General features: G+C 66.4%; 21 protein-coding genes. 7 read left to right on the top strand and 14 right to left on the bottom strand.

Going from position 1 to position 20,503, the window contains the following annotated elements; translation table 11 throughout:
- Positions 1-268 precede the first annotated feature (268 nt).
- The 4 genes from IHV84_RS10695 to IHV84_RS10680 are packed head-to-tail and all read left to right on the top strand — an operon-like array spanning position 269 to position 3,567.
- Positions 269-886: a 3-keto-5-aminohexanoate cleavage protein gene (locus IHV84_RS10695; protein WP_198846833.1), complete on the top strand. Its 618-nt coding sequence runs from the start codon at positions 269-271 to the stop codon at positions 884-886.
- Complete coding sequence (locus IHV84_RS10690) at positions 823-1,584, top strand: hypothetical protein (RefSeq protein ID WP_198846832.1); 762 nt, start codon at positions 823-825, stop codon at positions 1,582-1,584. Before IHV84_RS10695 ends, IHV84_RS10690 begins: the two co-directional genes overlap by 64 nt.
- Positions 1,581-2,864, top strand: coding sequence for an MFS transporter (locus tag IHV84_RS10685; RefSeq protein WP_198846831.1), 1,284 nt, complete (start codon positions 1,581-1,583; stop codon positions 2,862-2,864). The genes IHV84_RS10690 and IHV84_RS10685 overlap by 4 nt, the downstream gene beginning before the upstream one ends.
- A 1-nt stretch (position 2,865) precedes the next feature.
- Positions 2,866-3,567 (top strand): haloacid dehalogenase type II, encoded by a 702-nt coding sequence (locus IHV84_RS10680; protein WP_198846830.1) that lies wholly within the window; start codon positions 2,866-2,868, stop codon positions 3,565-3,567.
- Here the strand turns inward: IHV84_RS10680 and mobH are convergent.
- Positions 3,562-5,418 (bottom strand): MobH family relaxase, encoded by a 1,857-nt coding sequence (mobH, locus tag IHV84_RS10675; protein ID WP_198846829.1) that lies wholly within the window; start codon positions 5,416-5,418, stop codon positions 3,562-3,564. The genes IHV84_RS10680 and mobH overlap by 6 nt on opposite strands.
- A 315-nt stretch (positions 5,419-5,733) precedes the next feature.
- On the opposite strand from mobH, the gene IHV84_RS10670 reads away from it, so the two are divergent.
- The 3 genes from IHV84_RS10670 (at position 5,734) to IHV84_RS10660 (ending at position 7,449) form a co-directional block, all read left to right on the top strand.
- A complete protein-coding gene (locus IHV84_RS10670) occupies positions 5,734-6,360 on the top strand; it encodes a hypothetical protein (protein ID WP_003050085.1) in 627 nt (208 codons plus the stop codon).
- Positions 6,361-6,372: 12 nt separating this feature from the next.
- A complete protein-coding gene (locus tag IHV84_RS10665; RefSeq protein ID WP_003050087.1) occupies positions 6,373-7,005 on the top strand; it encodes an RES family NAD+ phosphorylase in 633 nt (210 codons plus the stop codon).
- 84 nt (positions 7,006-7,089) lie between these two features.
- Positions 7,090-7,449 carry a DUF3742 family protein gene (locus IHV84_RS10660; RefSeq protein WP_003050090.1) on the top strand — a complete coding sequence of 120 codons (360 nt, stop codon included), beginning with the start codon at positions 7,090-7,092 and terminating at the stop codon, positions 7,447-7,449.
- A 6-nt stretch (positions 7,450-7,455) separates the two neighbouring features.
- Here IHV84_RS10660 and IHV84_RS10655 read toward each other — a convergent pair whose 3' ends face one another.
- From IHV84_RS10655 to IHV84_RS10595, 13 genes are all read right to left on the bottom strand, one after another.
- The gene (locus IHV84_RS10655) at positions 7,456-8,979 is read right to left on the bottom strand and encodes a conjugal transfer protein TraG N-terminal domain-containing protein (RefSeq protein ID WP_003050092.1); all 1,524 of its coding nucleotides are present in this window, start codon (positions 8,977-8,979) and stop codon (positions 7,456-7,458) included.
- Between the two features lie 15 nt (positions 8,980-8,994).
- On the bottom strand, positions 8,995-9,342 hold the full coding sequence (locus IHV84_RS10650; protein WP_003050094.1) for a hypothetical protein: 348 nt from the start codon (positions 9,340-9,342) through the stop codon (positions 8,995-8,997).
- Positions 9,339-10,733, bottom strand: coding sequence for an integrating conjugative element protein (locus tag IHV84_RS10645; protein WP_198846828.1), 1,395 nt, complete (start codon positions 10,731-10,733; stop codon positions 9,339-9,341). The genes IHV84_RS10650 and IHV84_RS10645 overlap by 4 nt, the downstream gene beginning before the upstream one ends.
- 10 nt (positions 10,734-10,743) lie before the next feature.
- The gene (locus tag IHV84_RS10640) at positions 10,744-11,691 is read right to left on the bottom strand and encodes a TIGR03756 family integrating conjugative element protein (protein WP_003050097.1); all 948 of its coding nucleotides are present in this window, start codon (positions 11,689-11,691) and stop codon (positions 10,744-10,746) included.
- The gene (locus IHV84_RS10635) at positions 11,688-12,134 is read right to left on the bottom strand and encodes a TIGR03757 family integrating conjugative element protein (protein WP_013520787.1); all 447 of its coding nucleotides are present in this window, start codon (positions 12,132-12,134) and stop codon (positions 11,688-11,690) included. Before IHV84_RS10635 ends, IHV84_RS10640 begins: the two co-directional genes overlap by 4 nt.
- Positions 12,135-12,297: 163 nt before the next feature.
- The gene (locus IHV84_RS10630) at positions 12,298-12,792 is read right to left on the bottom strand and encodes a JAB domain-containing protein (RefSeq protein ID WP_003050103.1); all 495 of its coding nucleotides are present in this window, start codon (positions 12,790-12,792) and stop codon (positions 12,298-12,300) included.
- Between the two features lie 176 nt (positions 12,793-12,968).
- Positions 12,969-13,733: a thioredoxin domain-containing protein gene (locus IHV84_RS10625; RefSeq protein ID WP_003050104.1), complete on the bottom strand. Its 765-nt coding sequence runs from the start codon at positions 13,731-13,733 to the stop codon at positions 12,969-12,971.
- Positions 13,734-13,757: 24 nt separating this feature from the next.
- On the bottom strand, positions 13,758-16,646 hold the full coding sequence (locus tag IHV84_RS10620; protein WP_198846827.1) for a conjugative transfer ATPase: 2,889 nt from the start codon (positions 16,644-16,646) through the stop codon (positions 13,758-13,760).
- A complete protein-coding gene (locus IHV84_RS10615) occupies positions 16,646-17,095 on the bottom strand; it encodes a TIGR03751 family conjugal transfer lipoprotein (protein WP_003050109.1) in 450 nt (149 codons plus the stop codon). Before IHV84_RS10615 ends, IHV84_RS10620 begins: the two co-directional genes overlap by 1 nt.
- A complete protein-coding gene (locus tag IHV84_RS10610; RefSeq protein ID WP_198846826.1) occupies positions 17,076-18,515 on the bottom strand; it encodes a TIGR03752 family integrating conjugative element protein in 1,440 nt (479 codons plus the stop codon). Before IHV84_RS10610 ends, IHV84_RS10615 begins: the two co-directional genes overlap by 20 nt.
- Positions 18,505-19,416 (bottom strand): TIGR03749 family integrating conjugative element protein, encoded by a 912-nt coding sequence (locus tag IHV84_RS10605; protein WP_198846825.1) that lies wholly within the window; start codon positions 19,414-19,416, stop codon positions 18,505-18,507. Before IHV84_RS10605 ends, IHV84_RS10610 begins: the two co-directional genes overlap by 11 nt.
- Positions 19,413-20,105, bottom strand: coding sequence for a PFL_4703 family integrating conjugative element protein (locus tag IHV84_RS10600; protein ID WP_003090182.1), 693 nt, complete (start codon positions 20,103-20,105; stop codon positions 19,413-19,415). The genes IHV84_RS10605 and IHV84_RS10600 overlap by 4 nt, the downstream gene beginning before the upstream one ends.
- Positions 20,102-20,500: a TIGR03750 family conjugal transfer protein gene (locus tag IHV84_RS10595; RefSeq protein WP_003050133.1), complete on the bottom strand. Its 399-nt coding sequence runs from the start codon at positions 20,498-20,500 to the stop codon at positions 20,102-20,104. The genes IHV84_RS10600 and IHV84_RS10595 overlap by 4 nt, the downstream gene beginning before the upstream one ends.
- Positions 20,501-20,503 lie beyond the last annotated feature (3 nt).

Genomic DNA, 20,503 nt, shown 5'->3' with positions numbered 1-20,503 from the left:
TCTCGCGCGGTTATGCCGTGCTTCGAGCATGGCACGCAAGCTGAACCCGCGGGCGCGGCTGGTTTGCGGGTTGCGCAACAGATGTTGCGCAACCCGCATTGTGCGGCGCAGCAGCCTGGGCTTAATGGAGGCAGGGAGGGCAATTCCCAGGCAGGCAGCCCGCATCCCCGGCGAACGATGGCTTGACGGCGTCCCTGCGTGGTGACGCCGCGGGGAAGGACTGTCTCAAGGGACCGGAATCCAACGACGCCTCATGGAGACACCGACCATGGAACACGCTCATGCCCGCAGGAACACCCTGATTCTTGGCTGCGCTTCCACCGGCGCCAAGTTCACCCCGCTCAACCATGCCCCGACCGGCGACGACCTGCTCGATCGCATCTGCACCGGCGAGTCGATCCCCACTGCGTTGGACGATGTGGCCAACGAGGCTGCGGACCTGTACCGGATGGGGTGCCGCTATTACCATTACCACGCGCGCAACCCGATCACCCGGGAACAGACCACGGACAACGAGGTCTACCAGCGAGTGAGCCGCGATGTTCAGCGCCGGTGCAAGGACATGCTGTTGAGCTTTGGCGCCAGCCGCAACGGCGCGGAGGTTCAGCACAACATCCGCGAGTTCGGCGCGTGGGAGCGTGTGAGCCAGTGCGCACTGCCGCTGCATCTGGGCGGCGCGCATTTCGTGACGATCCAGGCGGCCATCGAGTTGCAGGTGATCTGTGACGTGGAGCGCAAGCGCGGGGGCTGGATACGGTGTTCGCGTCGAGTCCGGCGTTCCTGGAGGCGCTGGGACGCTTCGAGCCCTCGGCGCGGGAGGAAATGGCGAAGCTGGACACCAACTCCACCAGCAAGGGCGCGGACTACGGCTCGACCTCGCCACTGATCCAGTACCGGGTCTACTGCAATGCGATCCAGGCCCGCCGCAACCTGGGCCTGTTCCACGAGGTGGAATGGGTGCAGTTGGTACGCAGCCATGCGATGACGCGCTTCGCAGTGGAGCATCCGCAGATGCGGCTGGGCAGTTCCGGACAGTTGAACATCATCCTGCTGTTCGGCTTTTCGCCGAAGCTGCCGTTCCCGCAGGACTACGAGGAGTTCCGCGCCGTGGTGCGGCTGGCGAAAAGCCTGGAGTACGACATCGGCCATTCGAGCCGGCGCGCACGCAAAGTGACAGTGACCGTGGGTGCTGCCGTGATGCCGCGCCATGCGCCGCTCCACTACCGGCCGCTGGACGTAGGTCCCCGGCGTGGCGAGGCGATGTGTGCGCTGCGGCGGCTGGCGGCCTATGCGGCGCAGCCCGATAGCGGGGTCGACGTGTTGCGCGTCGGGATGGAAGATACGCCCTATGCAGTGGATGCGCAGGGCCAGGTCCGGCGGGGCGACAACCGCCAGTTGCTACGGACGGCCCTCGATGTGCTCGATGCCCATGGCGTGGCCGCCGAAACCGATGCGGAATGGATCGCCGCGCGCATGGGCCTGGTCCAGGCAAGGGAGGCGCTACTGCGGGCGCAGCGCCGCCATCCGCTGGGCGAGACCGCGACATCTCCTGCTGAGTCTGCCGAATGCGAGGTCATGGCATGAACGATACTGATCTCCCGGCCAGGCCGGGCTACCGCTGGGTCATTCTCCTGATCGCGACCCTGGCGCAGGCGTGTGCCTGCTTCTTCGTCCAGGGCATCGGGCCGATTGCCGCCTATATCCAGAACGACCTGCACCTGAGCAACGCGCAGATCGGGGCGCTGGTCTCGGCGGCGCAGTTGGTACCGCTGGTCGGCCTGCTGGTGGCGGGCGAGCTGCTGGACAGGTACAGCGAGCGGCTGGTGGTGGGCATCGGCACGCTGGTGGTCGGGGGCGCACTGATGGCGGCGGTGCTGGCGGGCAGCTACGGGGCGATCCTGCTGTTCCTGGTCGTGGTGGGCGCCGGGTACAGCACGGCCCAGCCGGGTGGCAGCAAGTCGGTCGCGCAGTGGTTCGACAAGGCGCAGCGCGGCTTTGCGATGGGCATCCGGCAGGCGGGCCTGCCGCTGGGCGGGGCACTGGCCGCTGTGGTGATGCCCTTCGCGGCCAGCCACTGGGGATGGCGATCCTCGTTCCTGATCGGTGGGGCGATCGCGCTGCTGGGCGCGGTGATCTTCATGGCGTTGTACCGCTCGCCTCAGGCGCGTACGCCCGTGGCGAAGACGGCGGAAGGGAGCCTGCGCGAGGCTGTGATGTCCCGGTTGCGGATGGTCAGGGATCCTTCGATGAAGAACATCGTGGCTTCCGGTGTCAGTCTCATCTCCGTGCAGTGGGGCGTTCTGGTGTTCACGGTTCTGTACCTGCACGACCGGTTGCAGATCAGTGTCACCCAGGCGGCCTCCTTGCTGTTCGTCGCGCAAGGCGCCGGGGTGGCAGGGCGCATCCTGCTGGCAGCCTGGAGTGATCGCTGCAAGTACGGCCGTTACTTCCCGGTATTCGTGTGCATGGCGGCTTCGGCTGCGGGGCTTCTGGCGTTGATTTGGCTGCCGGTGAGCGCACCGCTGCCGGTGGCTTTGCTGCTGGCGTGGCTGGGCTTCTTCGGTTTCGGCTGGTATGGGCCCTGGGTGGCTTATGTGGCCGAGTCGGCGCCGCCGGAAAAGACCGGCTTCGCCCTGGGGCTGGCGATGGCGATCAACCAGGTCGCCATCGTGCTGGTGCCACCGGCGTTGGGTTTGCTCAGGGACGCCACGCACAGCTATCTGCCGGGATGGAGCGTGCTGGTCGCGATGACGCTGTTGGGCTTGCTGGCGACGCGCCGCCGCGCCCCGGATGCCATGAGATACTCGGCACCGGAAAAAGCCTTGGCAGCGGACGACGGCCAGGGCATGAACGTCAGGAGGTGAGATGCGGGCCATCCTGTTCGATGTCTTCGGTACGGTCGTGGACTGGCGCTCCAGCTTGGTCGCCCAGTTCCGGGCGCTGTCGGCAGAGCTGGGCAGAGAGCTGCCCGGCGAGATGCTGGCTGGCCAGTGGCGCGGGCATTACGCACCGTCCATGGACCGGGTCCGCACGGGGGAGTTGCCCTGGACCATCCTTGACGACCTGCACCGTACGAGCCTGAGAGCGCTGCTGGCGCAGCATGGGCTGGATCTGGACGCGGCACTGGTGGAGCGCGTCAATCGATTCTGGCATCGGCTCGAACCCTGGCCGGATGCGGTGAACGGCCTGCACCGGCTCAAGGAGCGTTTCGTGATCGGGACGCTAACCAACGGCAACCTGGCGTTGATGGTGGACGTGGCACGCCACGCGGGTCTGCCCTGGGACGTGCTGTTCTGCGCTGACCTGTTCCAGCACTACAAGCCTGATCCGCAAGTCTACCTGGGCGCCTGCAGGCTGTTGGGACTGCCGCCCAGCGAAGTCATGCTGTGTGCGGCGCACAACTACGACCTGCGGGCAGCGCGTGCATTGGGATTCAGGACTGCCTTCATCCCCCGGCCGACAGAGTACGGGCCGGCGCAACGCAAGGACTTGGATGCCGAAGAGGACTGGGATTTAATTGCCGGAGACTTGGAGGATCTCGGCCGTAGGCTTGTCCCAGCGCTATAGGCTGCGTGAGAAGGGTTCTAGGGACAGGAAGGGATTGTCTACGGGGGGCTCGGGGAATAGGTGGGCCGGATCGATCAGCAAATAGCCATGCAGGCGACGTGACTTCCTTGGTCCGGTGACTTCGCAGGTCCAGATGTTCAAGCCGTTCGATTGTTTGCGATGTAGTTGTAGCCGCTCGAAACGCTTCTGCACCCACTGCCAATCCTGCTGGCTCTCCTGCTTGGCCAGCGTTGCGACCTGCAGGTGTTCTTGTGCGTAGCGCTGGAACACGCCTGGACTGACCAGGTATGCGGTATTGCTCACGGTATGCACGAGTGCCTTCGCATCATTGATGATGAGCCGGCGCGAGGCGATTCCCTGTTTCAGCCATGCCATGAAATGCTCGCCGGATGGCTGCCCTGTCATGCGGGCAGGTGATGGAAGTGAAGCTGTTGCCGTTGATGGCATGGCTGCTTCAGAGCGTGTGGCAGGTGCTTCGTCGGCGATGGCCTGCGCATCTTGCCGGGGGCCGGGCGAATCGCCCATCCCCACCATTGCCAGCAGATCCTCCATGACGTCGGGCATGGCCTGGCCCACGGGCGAAGGAATCGCGTCGGTGGTGACGCCGCCCTCCCATGACGCGGGTTCCTGACCCTCCGCGGTTGGTCTCGCCATGTTCGCCGGCGAGGAGGCCGAAGCATCGGCGTCCTTATCGGCAGATGCCGTGTCGATCGCCACTGTGCCTGCGAACGGCGCCGGCCGCTCGCCGGTTTCCCAAATCAGCGCAGGAGCGAGGCGCAGCAGCGTGAAGGAGTGAGACCAGCCGATGGCGCTGGTCACGGTCGCGCGCCAAATAGCCTTGCCGTCGGGCGCCGGCTGCAACATGCCGTGATCCTGGAGGACGTTGAACACCGCGGTGTTGTTCGCAGGGATGCCATCGACGCCTTGGGACAGCAGGTGCGCACGCAGTTTGTCCGAGACCGTTTTGCTCACCAGCCACAGGGCATCGTCGGTGAGCCAGCCATCGGAGGCTTCCGGCTGGTTCAGTTTCAACTGTTCCTTGAGCAGGTAGCGCAACCCGTCGAGCAGCTTGCGCTGCAGCGCGTGCTTGGGCGCAGCCATGGCGCGGGCCGGATCGCCGCCCAGCTCCTGGGCCACCGAGGCCCGGTCTGCCTGCACGACAAGTTCGCCCAGTACGCCGGCGTGCTCGTACTGCCCGGCCAGGACGTAGAGCAGTGGTGCCCACAGGGACGGATAGCCGCTGAGCCAGTCCAGGGCCTCACGGTCGAGCAGTTGGTGGTAGAGCAAACCTGTCGCGGCGCTGTGCAGGCGGTACTCGCGATCGTCGCGGTAGCGGAATCGGTATGGCTGGCGCAGCGGGCCGTGCCAAGGGTGCCAGATGCTGCCGTCGGCCAGCTCGACGTGCAGATCGACGGCGATCTTGCCGATGTCGTGCAGCAGCGCGGCGTAGGCGACGGCGGCGGTCCAGGCTTCGGACTGTGCCGCTTGGTCTTCGGGGCTGGCGCCGATGGGCAGCAGATGGGACTGCCGCAGTTTCAGACTGTAGGCGACGATTTCGAGGCCGTGGTCGAGCATGCCGCCCAGATAGGCATGGTGATGCGCCTCGGAGGCCGGGAAGGCCTGGACCAGCTCGGCGTAGCGTTCCAGGGGCGCTCGGTACAGCGTGGCGAATTGCCTGCGCGACAGCGAGGTGCGCTGCCAAATGTGCTCCAGCAGCTTCTGCCGGCGCGGGGTGGCCAGCAGCGATGCGGCCGACTCGGGCCGCATCAACCCTTTCGGGAGGACGGTGGCGGGTGCTGGCGGTGGCGCGCCGGCGACCGGGGGCCGTTTTCGCTGGAACAGGGAGAGCATGCGGGTGTCCTGTGGCGGGCCGACCGGGAGGCCTTTTTGCCTTTTCGAGGTAGGGCCTTTCCCCTTGCACCCCATTCCCTTGCCGTTTCGGCCCTTTGGCCTTTAACCGTTTCGGTATAGCGGGGCCTGGGTTGCGGTTCCAGCGTCAATGTGGAACCCGCACGAATGGATTGCGCGGCGACCAGCCGCTGGCCTCGGCCTATGCTGCGGAGACGCTGTTTTCGCCAGGTAGGTTGCTCTCTAGGCGTCAAAGTTGACAAATGCGACAAAGGCGACTAGAGTAAGTCCTGTCTCAAACCTACCTGGGAGATGACCATGCCCACCGCCATTGAATTCATTGCCGACCGTCTGCCGCGTGTCACCGTGGAGGATGTGCGCCGCTTCGCGGATACCGTCGAAATCCGGGATGCGCCGGCTTTCGCGGCCGAGTTGCAGGCGTTCATTCACGAGCGCGTGGAGGCGGTAAAGCTGCCAGCCAACCTCGAAGGTGAAACGGTGGAGCACGCCTTGAAGCGTAAGACGGCTGCGCTGCGCGCTGAGACGCGCTGGGCGCCGACTGAAACCGACGTCCAGCGAGGCCGCGCCGTGCTGCTGGAAACCTTCAACCAGCCGCACAACCTGCCGCCCGCGGAGTACGCCAAGCTGGCGGACAAGTCGCGCCAGCAGATCTACAAGGACATCCTCGCCCGTCGGCTGCTGGCGCTGAACGTGGGGCCGCGAGGCCAGAAACTGCCCGACTGGCAGCTCGACCCGGTGAAGCAGCAGTTGACCCAAACCGTGCTTCAGGAGGTCGAGGGCATCGACCCTTGGACGATCTACCGCGCACTGTCCGAACCGCTCGAAGGCTTGGGCGGCCGCTCGCCAGTGGATGCGGTGACGCATGGCACGATCGACGACGTGGCCGAGGCCGTGTTCAACGTGCTGGGCGTTCAGGTGCATTGAAGCGAGATCGCCATGAGCCACGAGCTGCCTTCGTTCCTGATCGATGCCGGTGAGCTGCTCCAGCATGTGAGCCGCGTCGTCTATCGGGGCAGCCCGCTGTACTATGGCCGCAGCAGCACCAATCGCTACGATGACCCGGCCCAGGCCTACGGGGTGCTCTACCTGGGGCGCGACCTGCCCACGGCGCTGATGGAGTCGGTGTTTCATAAGCACCAGTGGCTTGCGGACACGAAGCGCTCGATCGCGCTGAAAGAAGTCCAGAGCCGGATGGTGCGCGCAGTGGGCGTGATGGACGACGTGCTTCTGGCCGACCTCACGGCGCCGGGCGTCATGGCGGGCTACTTCGGCCTGAACCTGGAGCAGTTGGCCAGCCGCGACTACACGCACACGCAGCAGGTGTCGGCCCAGGTGCATGCGATGCTTGGAGATGACGGCCAGGTGCTGTTCGACGGGGTGCTCTATCCGTCGCGCAACAACTATCCCGCCAAGAGCATCGCGCTGTTCGAGCGTGCCAGCGCGAAGGTCAGTGTCATCGAGGACATCGATCTCGTTGACCATGTGGACTGGCCGCGTTTCGTTGCTACATACCGCATCGGCGTGGAGCCCGACCCTGGCCCGTTGGAACCGGATGACGAAGCGTCCTGAAGCAGCAAGAGAACACATTGAAGCCCTAAACAGAATGAAATGGACCAAACTGAAATAGGCATCCCTCAGCAGTAGGAGACGACCATGAACACCACGACTCGCACCAGCACCGCAGAACGCCTCGGCCGCGCCTTTGGCCGCGGATGGCGTGCCTACGCGCGCTGTGAACGGCGGGCGTCGAACTGGTTGGTTTCCAAGGGCATGCCGACGGCTGGAGCCACCGCGCTCGTGTGGATGGTTAAGCTGGCTGCGCTCGGGGTGCTGCTGTACACCACCTTCTGGCTGGCCCTGGTGATGGTGTGCGTCATGGTGGTTGCCTGGATGGCCCGCAACACCGACTTGGGCGAGGAGTTGCCCGAGCCAGAGTGGCGAAACGGACCAGCAGGATTCGGCCTATACACCTACGACGGTTTCCGCATTGATCCTCATGTCGAGGACGACTAGCAGCGATCACTTCTTCGACACTGCATTGATCGCAATGCTTCCTCCCCTTCCGCCAGCAGCCTTGGCATCTCCGGTGGCTCCTGCGAGGCCTTGCAACACGTTGCCGGCACGAACGCCCGCCCAAGCCAAGGCCATGATCCAGAACGTAGGCAGTACGATGAACATCGTGCCCGTGACAAACATCAGGAGCATGTCTCCGAAGGCGTTGTTCAGCCCCACCAGCGGGTCGAAGTTGGTGTGCGGCCGATTCCAGCCGAACCCCCAGCCATAGAGCGCATCCAGGATCGTCGAATCGATCCAGCGCGCAAGCTGAAACCAGAAGTCCGTGAAGAAGAGCGCGAACTGCACGACGCTGACGGTAACGACCGTCTTCAGATCGTAGGTGCCTACGACCAGCACAAGCGGGATGCAGATGACCAGCGCCATCTTGAGCAAGGCGAGGACCATGGGCAGAGACTGTCTCACGACGTCCATGGCGGGAAACGCGGCAATCGCGCCGACGGCCATCCCAACGTCTCCCGTGGCCCGCGTCACGATGTTCGGCAAGGTCTTGTCGATCTGGCCGCCATAGTCCGTATAGACGCTACCCTGGTTCAATTTCTGTTGCCGCGGTGACGCGATGGCGCGGATCACCGAGTCGTCCACCTCGGCCCTGCTCAGGAACCCGGCCCAGCCTGCCAGGCGATTCAACAGGTTCGGGTCCACCTGTCCCAGCAGGCGTGCCCGCAGGCCATTGCCGCCATCGGCCCACCACTGCCTGCAGGTCGGGTAGCCGCCACCGCTGCCCACCTGTGCAAGCCCCGCATCGCGGGTGCTGTCGTAGGGCCAGTCGTCGCGCGGCGTGCTTGAGCGGTAGGTGTCGTAGTAGCCGCCCGTGTCCGTGAAAAACCTCGACCCTATCCAGGTCACGTCGTGCATCTGCTGCTCATCAAGCTGAGGGCGCTGCATGAACAATTTGGCCCGCGCAGGCCCATAGCAATCCCGCGAGAAATCCGCTACTTCCTGAGCCAGTACCGGGTCGTCAATGCGGGTCGCGTCGATCTCCATGCGCATCTGCCGCAGGTCCGTGCCGCATGGGATCGCCGCCACCGAGGCGCTCGTGACGGCGCGCGAGAGCGCGTGCATGAAAGCCCACCAGACCGGCACCTTCGCCGACTGGTTGTTGATGGTGCTGAAGGACTGCGACCAGCCGGTATCCGTGGGCTGCGGCACGCTGACCTGGCACTGGGCCGAGCGCGAGCTGTCGTACTGGATGGTGTTGAGGTCCACGTCGATGAACGGGATGCCAGCGAACATCACCACCACGATGGCGACGAAGACCCGGTTCTCGATGCGCGCAGCCGAGAGCACGCCCTTGTTGCCTTCGTCGGCACCTTCCGCACGGGCCTTCAACCACTCCTGCACGATGATGGCGACGAACGGCAGCGCGAATACTCCGCTCGACACCAGCACCGCCCAGATGCCGTTGTTGACGATCCAGGACACCAGCGTCAGGTAGTACTCCAGGTAGTCGGTCGTAAAAAGCGTCATGGCGCGGCTCCCTCTTCAGCTCTGCATCAGCAGGCTGGCTTCCAGCGCCACGATGGCGACGACGCCGGCGATCTCGCTGCGCACCAGGCGTCGCCGCGCTTGCGCGTCTTCCTCGCGGGCCAGCAGCCGGCGGCGCATCCAGACCCAGCCATAGACCGTCGCGCCGTACAGGCACAGCCGCCACACCAGGAAGTAGCCCGCGCTGGCAGCCAGCCACCGCTCCCAGCCGGCAACGCTGCCGACGAGGTAGATGCCGACGAGATTGGCGCCCACGGCCGCGGCGATGATGACCACCGCCAGGAGCAGCGCCTTTGCCGCGCGCCGGCTGAAAAGCCAGCGCGGGCGCAGCCAGGCCGCGTTCATGGCGTGCCTCCCGGGTTGCCCCGCTGCAACCGATCGAGGCGGTCGGGCACCGGGTCGCCTTCGTAGATGCCGCGCGAGCCGGCCGCGCGCGTCCCGTGGCGCTGGATGATGGCCATGGGCGAGTTGTTCGCCAGTTCGCGCCGCAGTTCAAGTTCGGTCTTGAGGTTGCGGATCTCCTGATCGAGCGTGTCGCTCTCGTGGTTCACGGCCTCGACCGCCAACTGGTTGGCCGCCACGTTGGGTTCCTTCTTGCCGGTCAGCAGGGTCCGCTGGAGCAGCAATGCCTTCTCCAGCACGGACGACAACGCGACCTCGGACGCGAGACGTCGCGCCAGCAGGTCTTGGTCTGGCTCGTCGCGCAGCGCCTCGATGACGCCGCGTGTAATGGGCAGCGAGGTGCTGCCGGCTGCATGCAGGTTCTCGAACGTCGTGTTGCGCGTCCCAGAGACCAGTTCCTGCAAGGCCTCCAGCTTGGTCTCGTACTCCTCCTGGATCAGCGGCGTCAGCCCGACGCCAGGCACGGTCTCGGTCTTGGTGCAGGAATCACACGTGCGCTGTACCTGTTCCCCGAGAACCCGCGTCGCCCATTCGGTCGCCTGCTGCGGCGACGTCCAGGTCTGGCAGGACAGGCTCGCGCAACTGGCGGGCGCGATGGAGGACGTGTCAGTCACGCTGCGCCCGTTGACCAGGTTGTAGCCCGCCCGCGTCACGTCACCGACCACCCGGATGGCCGACTGGCCCGCGCCGCCGGCATTGCTGCCGCCCACCCAGGGCACGCCGTCGTTGCCGCGGCGCGTCTCGGCCTGCTCGATCGCCGATACGGCATCCGTGCTCGACACCGCATCGCGCAGCGCAATGCCTTCCGCCATCTGGCTCCATCCGAGCTGGCCGCCCGCCGTCTCGGCCATCTTCTCGGCCATCGCGCGACACGTCAGCTTGGAGCGGTCGAAATCCAGCCTCGCCTGCAGCACACCATTGGTCAGCAGGTTGTACAGCCCCGGATCGGCACGCTGGATGATCAGCGCCGGCAGCGATGCCACGGCACTGGTCGCGCTCTGGATCACGTTGCTCATGATCTGCTGGAACCCATTCGTGATCCCATTGAGCTGATTGCGCAGCGTGGTCTGGATGCTCATGTCGCCGCAGATGAGGTTGCTGTTCCAACCCAGGCCGACCCCGATCGAACGCATGCCAGCGGCGCGGCCCATGGACACCGCACTGCCACCGCCGATCGAGTACATGACCTCATCGCCGATGACGGGGCCGCTGGTCTGGAAGCCGGCCTGCGCCCACGCGAGGCCACAGACCAGGGCGAGCGCGCCGGCTAGCGCCGTGGGGCGCAGCGGGCGGCGAACCTTGGCGGATGGGTTCATCAGTTCAGGACGCTTCATCGCCGTACCCTCAATAGAAATCGACGCTGCCGAGGAACACCTGGCCCCGGCGTTCGCAGCACGCATAGGGCCGCCACAACGCCCAGGCGTAGTCGCCTTGTTGGGCCTGTGTCAGGAAGCCGTTGCGCGGGAAGACCGTGCAGGACGAGGACAGGACGGGCGTGAGTTCCTGCCACTTGCCGGTCGAGGCATCGCCCTCCATCAGCGCGCCGGCCGGCCAGTAGCCATCGCGGGAGTTGGCGAGCAGCGGCTGATAGACGTGGATCTGCCCGCGGCGCGTGACCACATCGCCGGCCCGTTGGGCCACCACGGCACCGGCCTTGTGGTCGTCCGTCTGGTGCAGGAAGCCGCCGCGCGGATAGACGTTGCCCCAGAGGTTCAGGGTCGAGCGCGCGCCGACCTCGCGCATGCCCGGGATCAATGCCTCCGGGTACACCATCTCCGGTACGTTGTAGCGCCAGGCCGGCGTGTCCAGCGTACTGAGCAGGTACGGCATGAAGGCCGTGCCTGCGCCCTCGCAGAAATAGCCCGAGGACGAGACGAACTGGTTGAACACCTCGACGCCGGGGTGGCCGATGACGTCCGCGTTCTTGAACTTCGCGAGATTGTTTTCGTGATCTTCATTGGTGGTGCCGTCCCCGCCGGCCTGGGCCGAAGGGTTGGGCGTGCTCATGGCGCGCACTTCGACCCAGGGGTTCTCGCCGGTGTTCGAGTAGGACGAAACCACCGCATCGGGGATGTAGTGCCTGACCTTGACGGACGTGCGCACCGTGCAGCCGGTCCAGGTGCAGTAGAGCCAGTAGCAGATACCCACCACCCGGTACTCCAGGCAATCGGGCGAAGCCACTGAACCCACGATGGTCGCCGTGTTCAGGGCGTAGCTGCCCGTGGCGCTGAGCAGCAGCACGGAGGTGACGGCAGCCCGCATGCGGCGCAGAAGGTCGAATGAGCGGATCACGGTTCGGCCCTCCGGTGCTGTTCGATGCGCGCGATGGCGCGGGCCACGTCAGGCTCGCCATAGACCACGTAGCGCTGATCCACCACGACAGCCGGAATGGTGGTGATGCCCAGGCTCCATGCGTCGGCAACGCCCTGGTATGCGGTGGCGATGCGACGCTGGAGGTCAGCGCCCCCCTGGCTCAGCCGGCGCTTCACGATGGCTGTTGCCTGTCCGGGATCGGCGGGCAGCGCCGCAGAAAGCTCCGCTTCGATCCGGGGCGCTTCATCCAGCTCGATCAGCTGCTCGCCACCCATGGTCCTGACCGGGTGACGGCTGTCGGTGATGATCACCACATCGGCGGCGAAGCTGGCCGGGCTGAACACGGCCAGGGAAGCCGGCAGCGCAACGGCCAGGCCAAGGGTTCGCCAGCCCGATGCGAACCTGGATGAAGATGCTGGCATGTCGAGCGCCCCCAAGAGTTGTCAAGGGCCATAGTCAAACGCCGAACGCCATGCGGCCCCAACAAACAATGCGCATCGCGGACTGCCCGCATACCTGCTTGTCTTGCGCCAATGAAAAGCGGAGGCCGAAGCCTCCGCGTGGATCAAGGAGCCGGTGCCATTGCTACAGCAGGCCGGATTCCGCAAAGGAGAACGGGGCACCCTGGCCGACGATGATGTGGTCCAGTACCCGCACATCGATGAGCGCCAGCGCGGCTTGCAGTTGCTGGGTCAGCATGCGATCCGCGCTGGACGGCTCGGAGACGCCCGAAGGATGCTGGTGGGCGAAGACCACCGCGGCGGCATTCAACTCCAGCACACGCTGCACGACGACACGCGGATAGACCGAAGTCGCGTTGATCGTGCCCCTGAACAGCGGCTCGTAGGCCAGCACCTGGTGCAGGCTGTCCAGGAACACAGCGGCGAATATCTCATTGGGCTCAGCGACCAGTTTCAGACGCAGGTAGTCCCGTACAGCGGCCGGTTGGCTGAGGCACGGTCCAGCTTTGAAGACCCGTCTCTCCAGCAGCACGATGGCTTGCTGGATGATCCAGTCCTCGTGTTGGGCAGCGATGGCGGAAAGCGACTCCAGGCAGGAGTCATTGACGGCGAAAGACATGGCGAACCTCCAGACGGTGAGATCGGAGGGCACTCGCCCTGGGAGGGCAAGCCCTCCTGGGGAACGAACAAGGTGCATCCATCACCGCGGCAGCGGTGATCGTTCGCGGCCAGGATGCGAGGCGAACGGGGTTGTGGTCAGCGCAGCGGACTGCGCCGTAGCCTTGAAGACCGGGGCTACCTGGGCATGTCGCCGACGACGTCGGCAGGCATTTCCGATGTGGGTGTGGCGGCGGGATCGCCGGCCGCGAGCATGTCCATGGCCGACAGCAAGGCATCGCCCTCGATCGGGCCCTGCAGCAGGATCGCCTTGCCGGTTTCGCGATCGTGCAGCCGCAGCGACGGCGTGGCGGTCACGCCGCTGTTCGTGGCTTCCGCAGTTTGGGTACGAATCGCCGCGTCGGGCCGCTCGCTCGCAATGCACTGTTCGATGGCTGGCGTCAGGGCGGGGTGGCGCAGGTCTTCGGGCAAGCCCTGGCCGTCGCTGTGTGTGTGGACATAGACCCACTCGACAGCCTGCCAGAAGGCGGGATGGCCGCCGGCTTCGCCCGCGCATTCCACCAAGCGCGCTTCGGCGGACGCGGCCGGCTCATGCGCGGCCAACGGCAGGTGGTGCCATTGCAAGGCCACGTCCGCATTGCCGGCTACCCAACGCTTGAGGACAGGGAAATAGGACCGGCAGAACGGGCATTCGAGGTCCGCGTAGAGCGTCAGCGTGAAACGACCTGCCGGGTTGCCCATCTGCCAAGGAGGCCCGGCCACCTGCGTCTCGCTGACAGGCGCCGAGGTTTGGGGCGTGGACTCGCCTGGCGAACGGGACACGAGCCAGATCAGCAGCAGCGCAACCAGCACTGCGCCTAACGCCCATGGCCAGCGGGCCCGCCAGCGCCGACGGCGGAACGCCTGGACCTGCATCGGAATGGATGAGCGTTTCTGTTCCATGGCGTTCTCCGGTGCACGGCAGATTCAGGGCAGGGCCAGGGCCGGCGACTCGATGCCGCGTGCCCGGTCGATCTTCTCGGCCACCTTGAAGGCGGCATCCAACTCGCTGACGCCGTGCTGCTGCATGAGCTGGTAGCGCTCGGCCTTCTCTTCGGGTTCGGTCTGCGCGAGCGCGAGATACAGGCTCGGCGGCACGGCGCGGAAGAGCACCTCCATGCTCTTGGAGAGGATGACGCCCTCGGTGAACTTGCCCGCTTCCTTGCGTGCCGAAAGCATCAGCGCCTTCTGCGCCGGCGAGAGTTCGCGGAATCGTGCGATCTTCTCCACCTCGTCCGGCGGCATCGACAGGCAGATCCACCACTCGATCATGTTGAGCATGGGCTCTGCGGCGCGCGGCAGATCGTCGATGTTTTGCGTCGCCAGCCAGAACCAGGCGCCCAACTTGCGCCACATTTTTGTAATTTTCACGACATACGGCGCGAGCAGCGGGTTCTTCGTGATGATGTGGCCTTCGTCGGTCACGTTGATGATCGGGCGGCCGAGATACTGGTCACGCTCCGCGATGTTGTTCACCGTGCTGATGAGGCTGATGTACGCGATCGAGAGCTGCGCGTTGTAGCCCTCACGGGCATAGGTCGCGAGATCCACCAGCGTGATGTCGGCCTCGGGCCACGGCGTGCCGTCGCGGTCGAACATCTCGCCGTCCGTGCCTTGGCAGAACATGTCCATCGCGTCCGCCATCTCCAGCAGCCGCACGCGCCGCATCTCGGGCAACGTCGGGTCCTGGCCGCGGGTGCGCAGCGCATTGCGCACGTCGCGCGTGAGCACCGTGCGCTTCTCGGCCACGCAGTGCTCGGCGGCGTCGAGGATGCACTGGCGGATCAGCGAGCGGTCGGCGCGCGTCATCCTGGCTTCCTCCTTGTCCTCGCCGCCAGTGATCATCAGCCGCGCCGTGATCTCCAGTTCGCCCAGCACGTCGCGCTGTTCGTCCGCCTCCATGGCTGAGGCATCGGGTGGCAGGTCTTCGTCCAGCGCATCGGCATCGAGCGTTTGCACATCGCTGGGCGTTTCGATCAGCCGGCGCGCGTCGGCGAACGGCGCTAGGCTGATGCCCGATCCGGGGGCCAGCTTGACCCGATTCACGGTCAGGCCCAGGCGCCTGGCGAAGTCGCTGAACAAGCCGAAGCTATTGCCGGCTTCCACGATGAAGAGGCGCGGCCGATAAATGGCCGTGACCTGGTTCAGCAGATTGTTGAGCGTGGCCGATTTGCCGGAACCCGTCGGGCCGAACAGGAACAGGTGGGCGTTCATCTGCCGGTCCAGGCGATTGAGCGGATCGAAGGTGATCGGCCCGCCGCCGCGGTTGAACATCGTGATGCCTGGATGCCCCGTACCCTGGGCACGGCCCCACACCGGCGACAGGTTTGCCGCGTGCTGGGCGAACATCAGTTGCGTGTACCACCGGCGCCGATCCTTGCCGGGGTTGTAGCAGCACGGCAGCCAGCGCAGGTAGCTGTTGAGCGGCGCCACCTCATCATCCTCTCGCACCGGCTGCAAACCAGCGTTGAGCATCACGTTCGCCAGGTCCAGGCCGCGCCGATCCAGTTCCGCCTCGTCGCGCCCGCGCAGGTAGAACGCCAGCGTGCCCCGGTAGAGCTTGTGCGCGCTGCCGATCAGCGAGCGGGCTTCATGCACGTCCTTGAGCGTCTGCTCCGACGCCAGCGTCTCGCCCACGGCCTTCTTCGCCAGGTGGTTCAGATCCGATTCCAGGACATCCTGGGGCGTGGCAACCATCGTGAGACAAAGCAAGGTGTCTTCCGGCATCTGGTCGAACAGCGTGTTGATCGCATCGCCCTTGCGGGTCTCGCCGGTTAGATGTCCCGTGCCGGGCGGCATGCGCAGCCGGTCGGTGATCAGCACACGGTGCGGCATGCCGTCGAAGTACCAGGTGCCGTGCTCCACGTCGGAGCGTGGCTGGCCGAAGAACAGCCGCTGGCTGAAATCCCGCCCGCTCGCCAGTTCGATCTCGCCGGCCTCAGTCTCGTCCGGGTAGCGCGCCAGCGAGTAGAAGCGCTCCCGGTCCTCCACCCCAGGGCCGAGCAGCGTGGGGCGCGGGTTGAACCATCGCAGCAGCCAGTCGTGAACGTCCGCTGCAACCATGCGCCGGGCCTGGATGCCAGCATTCGCCAGCCCGCCGCACAGGCGATCGCAAACGATGCCCAGCATCTGCTCGGGTGTCTGGCTGCGGCGGTTTGACTGTCCCTGACCGCTCGCGCGGCGGTACACCACCATGCGCACGCGCCGCGTCTGCCCGCGCCAGCGCAGCCGCGTGACCACCGTGTCCTCGAACAGGCCGCCGGGCTTGGCCACCGCACGCAGATGGTGGCCGAAGAAGCGCAGGTAGAACTCGGTGAACGCTGTCCCGCGGGCACGTGGCTGCACGTAGTCACGCAGGGTCTGCATGTACTGGTCGAAACTCGGCTCGTCCTGGGCATAGAGCTGGAGCACCCAGGGGTTCTCGTCCAGCTCATCGAAGCTGTCCTGCAGCGCGTTCTCCAAGGCGTCGCGGGCGTGGGCAAGCCAGCCCGGTTCCCGGCCCTCGGTCCCCAGCGGCACCAGCTCGAAGAAGGCCGCCACCGATTGGCCGTCCTCCAGCAACATGGACCTTGACTCGGGCAAGAACTCGACCCAGGGCAGCAGTTCCACGAAGGACGGTGCGACCTCGTACAGCGCCTGCTCGTCGGCCTCCGTCGCCGGTTTGCGGCCCCGGACTGCCGAGCCGGGTTCGGGGATGCCGGCTTGGCGCAAGGCCTCAATGTGGCGCTGCCAGCCGTCCGGCTGCTCGTCATCACCAGCGCCGGATGCGGCCAGCTTCAGCGCGGCCGGCTTAGGCCAGGGAAGTTTCCAGCGCATCAGTAGTCCTCCACGCGCTCACCCGGCATCGCGTACTGAATGCGCTGGTACAGCGGGAAGACGGTCGTGTAGCCGGGCACCGGCACGGGATCGGTGCCGGCCAGGTGCGGGTACACGTACATCACGAGATCGGGATTGGGCAGGCGCTGGAACTGGCGATGGACCTCGTTGCGCGCGGTGCGCGTGTAGCGCATCTGCTCGGCAGGTGCGGCCTGCATATCGGCGTCGGTCAGCGGCCGACGCAGGCTCTGGCGCGCATCGAGCAGTTGGCCGCCGGCGTTCCGTCCGGCTGCGCCACCGCCGTCCCCGGCCTCCTGCTGCCAGATGTCCATCATCGTGCGGTCACCGTGGGTCAGCAGCTTTTCCTTGCTGGTGGCGCAGCCGGCGAGCGCCGCGACGGCGAGGACCAGCGCCAGGCCACGGGCCAAGCTATTCAAGTTCGAGAGCATGGCTTTCTCCTGTGCGGTGATCGACCTTGCGGCCTTCGGGATCGAAGTCGATGGCGAGCGGCTTTTCGAGGTGGACGGCGACCTTCGCGCCGGGCTGGACATAGACGGCGGCGAACGCTTGGCCGTAGAGCTTGTTGACCCAGGCCGACATGTCCCGCACGCCGCCCGCCAGAATCTGGCCGACCGCCTCCTGGCCGGTGATGCCCACGGTGCCGATGGAGCCGTCCGAGCCGACATAGGACATGCGGCCGCTGTCGCTCTCGATGAGCGAGGCCACACCGGCACCGGCCGCGGTGATCAGGGCCTGCGAGCCGAGGTATTGCTGGGCGTTGCTGCGCCGCTCGCCGCTGACGCACGGGATGCCGTGGGGATCGCTGATCCAGCCCAAGCCCCCACTTTGAGAGTTCTGCTGTTGGTTGTCCTGCTGGTTGCCCTCGCGGTCTTCGGGGATTGTGCGAATCGTGCCGTCGTTGAAGACGAACGTGATGCTGCGCACCTGACCGCGCACGCACGAGAGCGTCCAGTCGCCCGAGGCGGTACCGCTGAACACGGCGCCGGCCACGTCGGGAATGTCGATGCCATTGGCGGTCAGGTTGTCCGGCCCGACCAGAACTTTGAACGGATAGGGATCGTTGACCGTGCCGTCGATCGGCACGCGGCCGATCAGCGCGGTCATGGCGACCGAACCCATGAGCGTGGAGTTGGTCGGCACGGTATAGACCGGCTTGGCACTCTTGACCCCGGCGGCGCGGGCGCCCGCGTTGGCCACGGTTTCCGCCGTGGTTTCGAGCGTGCTCTGCGCCGGAGCGAAGCTCGTTGGGAAGTTCATGCCGCCTCTCGCGCCGCTCGCGCCACGCCCCCCGTTGCGCCCCTCGGCGGGCTTTGCGTCGTCCGGCTCGACCCACCGCACGCCGCCCTCCATGCCTGCCTCGTCGCCGCCCTGCAGCCCCAGGCCCACGGGCAGGTCCGCATGGCCGCCGCCGCGCCCGCCGATGCTGTCCAGACGCCGCTGCAGGTCGGCGAGCAGCCCTTCGGTTTGCTGGCGCGCGCTGGCCGCCTGCTCTTGGTCGCGGCGCAGGTTGGACCGCTCGGATTCGAGCGCCGAGTTGATGCGCTGGTCGATGGAGTTCTCGCGCTGGCGCAGTCGCTGGTTCTCTTCACGCTGCGACTTGTTGTCCGAGAGCGCGGTCTGAAGTTCGGTGCGCAACTGCTTGACCTGCGCAACCAGCGTTGCCACGGTGTCGCGCGGGGTATCGCCCTCGATGCCCAGCGCCTTCATTTCATCGGGCGTGAGCTGGGCGCCGTTGTCCGCCGCGGGTGGCGCCGTGCTGCCTCCACCCGAGAACAGCCGGATACCGACGAACAGCACCAGGATGGCGACAGGGATCATCAGCCACTTGAGTAGGCCGTTACTGCGCATGGCGGGCCTCCTTGGCGTTCTCGTCGCCGTCCGGCTGCGGCAGATGCACGGCAGGGTCGAAGCGGTGAATCGCCGGCAGCAGCGACTGCGCGAGGCCGCGGCCGCGCGTGACCAGGTACAGGACGGTCGTGTCCTCGGGCGTGCCGCGCGGGCCCAGCGCCTCGTGCTGGAAGGTGGCGGTGAGGAAATCGCCTTGCAGCACGCGCGGGTCGAGCGTGATCCAGCCGCCGCTGCCGTTGGTCAGGCGCACGGCAGTGACCCACTGGTCCTCCAGCCGCCACGACGCGAGCGCGACCGCGCGCACGGGCAGCGTTGGCATCAGTGTGTCCAGGTCGAGGTCGCGGGGCAGGTTGACCCGCATGACGCCCGGCAGCGGCTCCACGGTGCGCAACGGCGCGTAGAGGTGCTGCGCGGCGAAGCGCGTCAGGACGACAGGGACCGGGGTTTCGCGCCGCGCGGTCCGCGCACCTGCCTGGCCCTGGGCGCGTGCCGGGGCCTCGGCACTGTCGGCCTGCTCGCCATAGCGTCCCGGTGCGCTGTCACCCTCGACGATGCGCACCGGCTCCAGCTCGGCTTCCCCGTCCTTGGGTGGTTCGGCTGCGATGTCCAGCAGGATCAGCGTGCCCGTGTCGGCGTCCTGCAGTTGCAACCGCGTGGGCTCGATCGGCTCGCTGGCGCGCAGGTACACCGCGCCGCCCGCACTCTGCACGCGCAGGCGTTCGCCCACGCCCGCGGGCACGCCCACGCGCACGTTCCGGTCAATGAACACGATGCGTTCCTGACCGACCTTCAGCGGCACTGCCAGTGGCATGCGTTCCCAGCGCAGGATCTCCACTGCATGGGCGATGGGTGCCGCGGCCACGGCCAGTAGCCCCAGCAGCGCGAATACAGGATGCTTCATGGGGTGTTTCCTCCTTGAGGCGCTTGCGGAGACAGGCCACTCGGCGCCGGGCGCGTCGGCTCCGGTGCACTGATGCGCTGGGGCGCGCCGTCGTAGCAGTCCAGCGCCAGGCCGAACGGGTTGCGGGCGGGATCGACGTCCACCCGCGTGACCTTGATCGGATAGCGCACCAGGGCGCGCTTGACCTGCTCGGCGCCGTAGTACTCGTCCGCCGTGATGTCCAGCGTCACCACCCAGTCGCGATCGGACACGGTGCGCACGCGCGCCGTGGGGTCGTCGCCATAGCCGCGGCCGGGAATCTCGTAGATGCCGCGCACGCGCTGACGCAGCTCGCCCGTGGAGCGGCGGTAGTCATAGTCCGCCCGCAGGAAGGCCTGGCAGGACGGGGTGAGGTACGGCGAGAGCGTGTGGAGGTTGCGCGAGTAGTCTTCTTCGCCATTGGTTGGCCAGCGGTTGAGGGTCTGGAACACGTAGAACGTGAACGCATAGACCGATTCGGGCGGCACTTCCCACCACTTGCGGGTACTGCCGGAGCGCAGGTCGGGCGGGACGTGGATGGTCAGGTCGCGCGGCGCGCTCCACCAGCCGCCGCCCATGACCAGGGCGACGACGACCAGCGCGCCCGCGCCCAGGCGCAAGGTCTTGATGTGCGCCTGCAGATGGGTAATCTCGTTTTTGAAGCGGCTCATCGCATGCTCCTGCGGGTGGACCAGAAGCCCGAGCGCGAGATCAGCACATGGCCACCGACCCAGCCTGCCATCAGCGGATGGCGCGTGGCGATGCGCCATTGCAGTTGCCGATACAGCCAGGTGTCGGGACGCCCACGCTTGAGGCGGCGCAGGATGCCGCCGCCGATGAAGACGCCGAGCGCCACGCCCAGGACGACGAACGTCGGCGCCAGCGCGATCGTGCGGAACACCCAGGACAGCGGCGCGCCGACCAGCAGGCCGGCGGCGCCGGACAGGCCGCAGCAAATCCAGAGTTCGTCAGCGGTGAGGCCGCGCACCACAACGGGATGGCGGTTGAGCCGGTGCGGAAGGAAGGTGACCGTTCCGTCCGCACGGACGTGCTGCTGCTCGGACATACC

Origin of the sequence: Acidovorax sp. IB03 (assembly GCF_016406015.1) — a bacterium.
Taxonomy (GTDB): Bacteria; Pseudomonadota; Gammaproteobacteria; order Burkholderiales; family Burkholderiaceae_C; genus Acidovorax; species Acidovorax temperans.
Note: the sequence above shows the minus strand (reverse complement) of the source record. Positions and strands in the feature narration are given on the sequence as shown.